This is a genomic window from Pseudomonadota bacterium (genome assembly GCA_027624955.1).
GTDB lineage: Bacteria > Pseudomonadota > Alphaproteobacteria > UBA828 > UBA828 > PTKB01.
Genome location: JAQBTG010000032.1, coordinates 37071 through 45172 on the forward strand (window position 1 = coordinate 37071; position 8102 = coordinate 45172).

At 57.3% G+C, this 8102-nt stretch carries 5 protein-coding genes; 2 read left to right on the forward strand and 3 right to left on the reverse strand.

All coding sequences use genetic code 11. The features are described 5' to 3' along the window. Positions 1 to 122: 122 nt before the first annotated feature. The gene (locus tag O3A94_12700; protein MDA1357110.1) at positions 123 to 2600 is read right to left on the reverse strand and encodes a molybdopterin-dependent oxidoreductase; all 2478 of its coding nucleotides are present in this window, start codon (positions 2598 to 2600) and stop codon (positions 123 to 125) included. Positions 2601 to 2705: 105 nt separating this feature from the next. Further along, positions 2706 to 3086 carry a cupin domain-containing protein gene (locus O3A94_12705; GenBank protein MDA1357111.1) on the reverse strand — a complete coding sequence of 127 codons (381 nt, stop codon included), beginning with the start codon at positions 3084 to 3086 and terminating at the stop codon, positions 2706 to 2708. 344 nt (positions 3087 to 3430) lie between these two features. On the opposite strand from O3A94_12705, the gene ccrA reads away from it, so the two are divergent. Both ccrA and O3A94_12715 read left to right on the forward strand, forming a co-directional pair. After that, a complete protein-coding gene (gene ccrA / locus O3A94_12710) occupies positions 3431 to 4663 on the forward strand; it encodes a crotonyl-CoA carboxylase/reductase (protein ID MDA1357112.1) in 1233 nt (410 codons plus the stop codon). Between the two features lie 77 nt (positions 4664 to 4740). Then, positions 4741 to 5721: a dipeptidase gene (locus O3A94_12715; GenBank protein MDA1357113.1), complete on the forward strand. Its 981-nt coding sequence runs from the start codon at positions 4741 to 4743 to the stop codon at positions 5719 to 5721. Positions 5722 to 5743: 22 nt separating this feature from the next. Here the strand turns inward: O3A94_12715 and O3A94_12720 are convergent, their stop codons facing one another. Then, positions 5744 to 7825, reverse strand: coding sequence for an FAD-dependent oxidoreductase (locus O3A94_12720; GenBank protein MDA1357114.1), 2082 nt, complete (start codon positions 7823 to 7825; stop codon positions 5744 to 5746). Positions 7826 to 8102: the final 277 nt, after the last annotated feature.

Sequence of the window (8102 nt, forward strand, 5' to 3'; positions counted from 1 at the left end):
AGCCCTTTTCACCGCTGCCGGTGTTGCGAGCCCGGTTTAAAAGAACGAGCGAATGGCTTTCTGTTACAGAAAATGAGCCGGGGCGGGAATGGTGGCACTTTAGCCCCTCCGCCCGGAGACGCCTAACGAGCCCGGGGTTTGTCGGCATTTGCCGCCGCCTGTTTTGCTTTGGTGGTCGGCTTCTTTTTAAATACCGGATTTGGCTTGAGTGACTCGCCATGCCTTACGATCTGACAGGCGTAGGATTTGTGCGGCGCCGCGCCACTCATCGGATCGATGGTCTCGTTGGCAAAAACTGCGTTCAAATTTGCACCGTCGCCATCGATCGCCTCATAGCCGGGAAGCGAAAGCGCGCTGTTCGATTGCCACCAGCCATGCGTGGCAACTACGACCTTGGGATGCAAATTAGCCGAAAAATGAGCTTTAAGGCGGAGCTGACCATGCGGCGTCAAAAGCGACACCCAGTCACCGTTCTGAATACCTCTGGCTTTGGCAGTATTCGGATGAAGCTCCACCCGGGGGTCGGGTTCAATTCGGCGTAGGGCCGGAATCGCACGGCCTTGGCTGCCAAGATATTGCGGCGATTTTACCGAAGTGAGAATCAGTGGAAATTCCTCAACCAGATTGGGCCGCCCTACCGCGCCCATGCCGGGTTCGACAAATTCGGGCAGCGCTGAGTATCCGTGGCGCAACAACACCTCGGAATAAATCTCGACCTTTTTGCTCGGGGTGTTGAACCCGGGCGCATCGTTGCGGCCGGTGCCGGCATATTTGCGGTAGCGAGTTTGCAGCGGAACACGCACGCCGCCGGGATTCTCGCGCAGATTTTCGAGCTCGACGCCGCTCGGCGCAAGCATCTCACGGTAACCGGCATCGATGTCGCCGTCCCAAAACAATTTGGAAAACCCCATCTGCTCGGCGAGAGCGAAGGCGATCCATGCATCCGATCGGGATTCGCCTCTCGATTCGACCGCAGCGGAGCGCATCTGGACGTAGCTGGAAGCCTCTTGGCTAACCGTGAAATCTGTTCGCAGGCCCTCGCGCTCCCACGGCGTATTGACCGGCAAGACGATGTCGGCGTGCGTCGCTGTCGGCGACATAAAAATGTCCGCATGCACCATGAATTCAAGCGCGTCGAGCGCCTTAGCGCCGCGCGCACCATCCGAATGTGACATCAATATGTTTAAGCCGAAACTTGCCAAGCCCTTTACCGCATAAGGCTCCTGATCGAGAATCGCGGTGTAAAGCGCGTCTGATGTGATCCACCCGTTGATGCCTTCCGGTCCAAGCGGCCGCACGTCGAGACCGAGTGTCTTTTGCCGCTGGTTCCTCGACATCAATCCGGCGCCGCTCACGTCATTGACCGGCACCAAGTCAAAAAGGACATTGCCGCCCTCGGCGTCGAAGCTGCCGGTGAGAGCATAAAGCAGCGCGATCGCCCGGCTGTTCTGGCCCGAATTGCTGTGCTGCTCAATACCGGACCAGGTGTAAATAGAGACCGGGCCGGAGTTGTCCATCAGTCGTGCTGTTTCGCGCACCTGGTGCGCCGGAACCCAGGTGAGTTCTTCAACACGCTCCGGCGAATAGCGCCGGCACAAATCATGACAAAGGTCGAAGGCGGGGCGACAATGAATTGTGCCGTGCGTACCGGCTACCTCAAATTGGCCCGTCAGTGCGAGGTCGGCGCCGGCGCGCTCATAGCTGCCAGTCGCGACATCGTAGAGCACAGGTTCACCGCCTGCCTTGTCCCAGGCCACATGGTCGGTCGATTTTCCGACGCCGCTCAGATCCGCGCCGGTCAGAAAATGGCCGGTGTCTTGGCGCACGAGAAACGGCCCGTTGGTCCAATCGCGCACAAATGCGCGGTCGAACAGGCCTTCGTCGACCATTACTGCGGCAATGCCTAGCGCCAGTGCGCCGTCGCTGCCGGGGCGCACGCGTAACCATTGATCGGCCTTAGATGCGAAGCCGACGCGGCGTGGATCGATAACCACGAGCTTGGCGCCGCGCGCTTTGGCATCGGCCACGCGCGTCGCGTGTGGCAGCCAAGTCGAGCTTGGATTATGGCCCCACAAGACGATGCAGCCGGTATGTTCCAGGTCCGGCATCGGCATACTCACACCGAACGTGTGGGGGTAAACGTAATCTCTGGTGAAACCGCAGAGCTCGATAGAGGCAACCACATTGGGGCTGCCAAACGCTTGTCTCAGACGTTCGACCCAAGAATAACCGTCCTGCATCGAGGTGCCGGCAGCGGTCGTAATGTTAAAGGCGACTGATTCACTACCGTTTTTTTTAGCCAAGAGTTTGAGCGCCTTGGCGGTCGTACTGAGGGCTTCATCCCAGCTGATCCGCTGCCAGCCCGGGTCGGGATCGCCTTTCGGGCGTGTGCGCTTTACCGGATATAACAGACGATCGTCGCTATAGACATATTCCGGCGCGGCTCGCCCTTTGGCGCAGAGTGCTCTTCCGGTGGGATGCGAAGGATTGGGTTCGACCGCGATCAACCGTTCATTTTTTACAACGGTAATACAGCCGCAACTTGACCAGCACATCGCACAGTAACTTTCAGTACGCTGTGCAGCTTGCTCTGACTCCATCGCCCAGCTCCTGAATGTGGATAGACGTTTGCCTAGCGCAAAGACGCGTCCATGACGCGTTGACGGCACCGATAGGGCTCGTATCCGAACATGTCGATCAAATGTCTAGGCAGCAAGCTGCTCTGCGTCGGGGTCGTGAATGAAGAAGATCTTGCGAATTGTCTCCACGACTTCCCACTCGGCGACTTCCCCCTTGCGGGTATAAAAAGTATCGTCGGCTATATATTCATGCATGTTGCCATCTTCGTCTTTGAGCCGGATCTTACCGGCGAGCAGGGTGCATATTTCGTCGCCCGGATAGGTATATTCGAAACTGCCCGGCGTGCATTCCCAGACGCCGACCATCGTCCGCTTACCGAACCCACCGACATCAAAACGCCCAGAATGCACTGGATTTCCTTTGATCTCATTGACGAACGGCAAATCTTCCAATGATGGCCATGGCTCAAGTGCGCCTTTGTCTTTGAGCGCTGTGTAATCCAGCATTTATTCAATTCCTTCTTAAAGTGGAGCCCACTAGAAACGGGCATCAAGCCGACAATAACCGAATGCGTGAATAATTACCTGGAGATTTCCCGAGCACCGAGATTCCACCCAGGTCGCATTTGTTCGCCGTCGGCGTCTCAGGAGTGCCCGTTTGCCGTGGCTAAACTTGAAATATAAATTGCCGATATATGCTGACGAATCTTGAAGCGGAGCCCTCAATATGAGCCAATCGTTTTGGATATCCCGCCCGATCCGACGAAAATCGATATTCTGAAGCCGGGCGCTGTTGAGTCTTGCACGCCACAACAAATATTATTTGAACACTAAGGAGCTATTGGGGACCCATGGAACTGTGTGACCTCGGCGATCATCCGCCGCTAACTGAAATTCCGAAAAAAATGCATGCCTTCGTTGTTCGCCAAGATCGGTTCGGCGAACCTGAAGACGCGTGGCAGCGTGAGATTATCGACACGCCCGAGATCGGGCCTTTGGATGTACTGGTTTACGTCATGGCGACGGGAATCAATTACAACAATGTGTGGGCCGCGCTTGGCAAACCGGTCGATGTCATCGCTGACCGCCAGAAGAAGGGCGAGCCGGAAGACTTTCACGCCGGCGGCAGCGATTGTTCAGGCATTGTCTGGGCAATTGGCGAGCAAGTCACAAATGTAAAACCCGGCGATGAAGTTGTCGTGCATAGTGGATGGTGGGAGCCGGATGATCCTTGGGTGCTGTCGGGCAAAGATCCGATGCTCGCCGAGAGCACGCGTATTTGGGGCTATCAGACCAATTACGGCAGTTACTGTCAGTTCGCCCGCGCCCAATCCCATCAATGCCAACCGAAACCGAAACATCTGACCTGGGAAGCGGCAGGCAGCTACTTGCTGTGCGCCTCAACGGCCTACCGCATGCTCATGGGGTGGCAGCCGAACATCGTCGAGAAAGATGATTATGTCCTGGTGTGGGGCGCCGCAGGTGGGCTGGGCAGCATGGCGCTGCAAATTGTCGCAGCGCATGGCGGCAAACCAGTCGCCGTTGTCTCCGATGACGCCAAGCGGCAATTCTGCCTCGACCATGGCGCCGTCGGCGTCATCAATCGCAATGACTTCTCCCATTGGGGAACGATGCCTGACACCAACAGCCCGGAATGGGGGGTGTGGTTCAAAGGCGCGCGTGAATTCGGCAAGGCGTTTTGGGAAGCTGCCGGCGGCAAAGTGAGTCCGAGCATTGTGTTTGAACATTCCGGCGAAGCGACCCTACCAACCTCGGGTTTTCTTTGCGGCACCGGCGGCATGATCGTCATTTGCGCCGGCACCAGCGGCTACAATGTAACGCTGGACCTGCGCTATCACTGGATGCGCCAAAAACGCTTCCAGGGCAGCCATCTATCGAATGACCCGCAGGCGAAAGCAGTGAACCAGCTCGTCATCGACGGCAAAGTTGACCCTTGTCTCTCGCAAACATTCACCTTCGACGAAATCGGCAAAGCTCATCAGCTCATGCATGAGAATCGTCACCCCTACGGCAACATGGCGGCCTTGGTGAATGCGACAGCGCTCGGCCAAGGGGCGTCCTAGGAGCATGTGACCAAGCGCGCGCGAGCCATCGAATTAAAGACAGTGCCGAAAGGATATAGGCCATGACGGTAACCGCGGTGACGAATAAGGATCTGCACGATGACGCGTTGATAATCGATGGCCTGGTGATTTCAAAATGGAGCCGGAACGTATTTGTAGATATGCGCAAGGGTGGGCTCACGGCGGCCAATTGCACCTGCTCCGTCTGGGAAGGCATCCGCGGGTCGCTCGACAATGTCGCCGAATGGATGCGCATGTTCACGGCCCATGACGATCTGATTCTACAGGTCAGAACCACCGAAGACATCACCCGCGCCAAGCAAGAGGCTAAGACCGGCATCATTCTCGGCTGGCAGAACACCAGCGGGATCGAGGATCGCATCGAATATCTGGCGGTCTTCAAGCAGCTCGGCGTCAACGTCATGCAGCTCACCTACAACACGCAGAATTTTGTCGGCTCCGGATGTTATGAAAGCGTCGATAGCGGGTTGTCGGATTTTGGCCGCGATGTCGTCGATGAAATGAACCGCCTCGGCATCCTTGTCGACCTATCCCATGTCGGACCCAAAACCAGTGACGAAGCTATCCGCCATTCCAAAAAACCGGTGGCCTATTCCCATTGCTTGCCGTCCGGCCTGAAGGAGCACCAACGCAACAAATCGGATGAGCAGTTGCAGTTCATCTCCGATCGCGGCGGCTTTATCGGCGTCACTATGTTTCCATCATTTCTCCGGCGCGGCACTGATTCAACGGTCGACGATTATGTCGAGGCGATGGACTACGTGATTAATCTGGTCGGTGAAGACTGCGTCGGCTTCGGCACCGATTTCACCCAGGATCAGGACCAGGCGTTTTTCGACTCGCTCATGCACGACAAGGGCGACGGCCGCGAGCTAACCGTCTTTGGTGAGATCGTCAATCCGCTCGGCATGCGCACCATCGGCGATTACCCCAACCTAACGAACGCAATGTTGCGCCAGGGTTGGCCCGAGGTGAAAGTGCGAAAAATTATGGGCGAGAACTGGCTTCGAGTGCTGAAAGAAGTTTGGGGCGCCTGACCCGCGCCAAGCGCCCCTGACCTTACTCCGCCGCAGCGCTTTCGAGGCGGACTTGTTCGAGCTTGTAGGGCACGTCGCCGGCCGCTGCGGCGTCGAGCTCCTGGGCGTAGCGATGGCCTTCAAAGACGGCGAACTGGATCGTGCTCGGCGCGACGACGTCGCCGATACGCGTCAGTTTGGTGATACCCGCCGCTTCCAATTTTTCTGGATTCGCCGACAATTCCTTATAGAGCGCGTCATTCGGCAGCCGCGACGCCGCCAAGACGAGCGACTGATAGCTCAAATTCTCACGGATCGCGCCATGATAGACGTTGGCGATTTCAATGCTGTTATCGCCGATCGAAACAATATTGTGATCCTTAATCATCCGAATGCCCTGAGATAGAATCCTGCTCTGAATTTTCTCCATTTCAAGGGTGTATTCGGTCCACCGCGAAAGCTCCATCAGCGGCGTTACGATGGTCACCTCATGGCCTTCAGCGCGCAGTTTTTCGGCGATCACGCCGCCCATATAATAGTGATCGTCATCGAACACGATGACCGGCCCTTCGACCTTCTTGCCGTTCATGATGTCATCCGGGGTAAAGACCCGGCTGCCGTCACTTCCCGGAATCGCATGCGCGTTGCTATAGGAAACACCGTCCCGCCGCCAGCTTGCGCCGGTGGCGAGGACGACAATCTCGGCGCCATAGTCGAGAATATCTTGGGCCGTAAGTTCAGTGCCCGTGTGCACTTCGACATTCTTCATCTTGGCGAGCTGAGCCTTGCGGTAGTCGCGCACTCGGGCCCATTCGGACAGGCCGGGAAGGCTGCTTTCAAACGTCACCCGCCCGCCAACTTCGTCGCGTGCATCCACCAGATGCACGGTATAGCCACGCAAGCCCAGCGCGCGTGCGCACTCAAGGCCGGCCGGACCGGCACCGACGATCAGCACGCCATTGTCCGAGCCTTTCTTGGCGATGGTTTCCGGGTGCCAGCCGCGTCGCCATTCCTCGCCCGCGGTCGGGTTTTGCGTGCAGCGGAACAGGCTGGATGTATTCTCCGATGACACGCAAATATTGCAGCCGATGCATTCGCGAATATCTTCATTGCGCCCCTCCTCAATTTTCTTGGGCAGGAACGGATCGGCGATGGACGGCCGCGCCGCGCCAATCATATCTGTGATGCCGCGCTCGATCTGCGAGACCATGGTGTCTGGCGACGTGAAGCGCCCGACAGTCACCACAGGTTTGTCGGTCTTTTGCTTGACGAAGGCGATGTAGGGCTCTTGAAACCCTTCTTTGCTAAAGCGCGCGGTCGCCGAATCTTCGGCCCAATCGCTGATGTTCACATCCCAGAGATCGGGAAGATCGGCAAACATCTCGACCACCGCCTGGCCTTCTTCCTGCCATTGAATGCCATCTGCGCCGCGCATCTCGTCGACCGCGATGCGAAGCGCCACGGCGGCCTTGTCGCCGACCGCTTCCTTAGTGTCCTCCAACAGCTCGCCAATGAGGCGCGCGCGATTCTCGACGCTGCCGCCATATTCATCCGTGCGATGGTTGCTATGCGGCGACAGGAAACTTTGCGGCAGGGCGATATTATGGCCAGCATAGACATAGACGATGTCAAAGCCGCATTCGACGGCGCGCAAGGAGGCGTCTACCTGCCAACGACGGAATTCTCGGATGTCTGCCTTGTCCATCTCGCGCCCCTGGATCGGGTCCCAGTTATAGTGGACCGTACTGCTCGACGGGCTGAGCGGATATTCCTTGGTCTTGCGGTTGGAGAAGCCGGAACCGTTATGTGTAAGTTCGACCGCCGCTAGGGCGCCATATTCGTGCACGGCGTCCGCCCATTCGCGCAACTGGGTCACGTGATCCTCGTTCCACAGGCGCCGTTCCCCATAAGGCGCGGCACAGGAGCTCGGGTGGATGGAACATTGCTCGGTCGAGATAACCGCCCACCCGCCTTCGCCTTTCATGCGCCGATGGGCGATGTCGCCATGATGCTCGGTATACCCCATGGCGTTGCAATGGGGCACTTGAAAGAACCGATTTTTCGCTGTTTTGGGACCAATCTTGAGCGGCGTAAAAAGCACATCATAGCGCGGATCGCGGGCCATTTTATTCTCCCTGGCGCGGCGTCTCTTGGATGAGCGGAACGCGCGCCTTGTGTGGTGGGGCGTTTGCTAATTCTCTAAGCAATGCTTTCGATATAGTGCGCAAACCAATTGCGCTTGGTCATAGTGCGCAATCCCGTTGCGCCTGGTCAATGCTTCCAAACCTCGCATCATTTTGCCAGCTTCGGATAGATTTCGTGGCCCCAAATTTGGCGCTCGCGAATCCAGGGCAGCGGATGTTGCGGATTTTCCGATTCAAATTCCCGCGCCAGTCGATGGC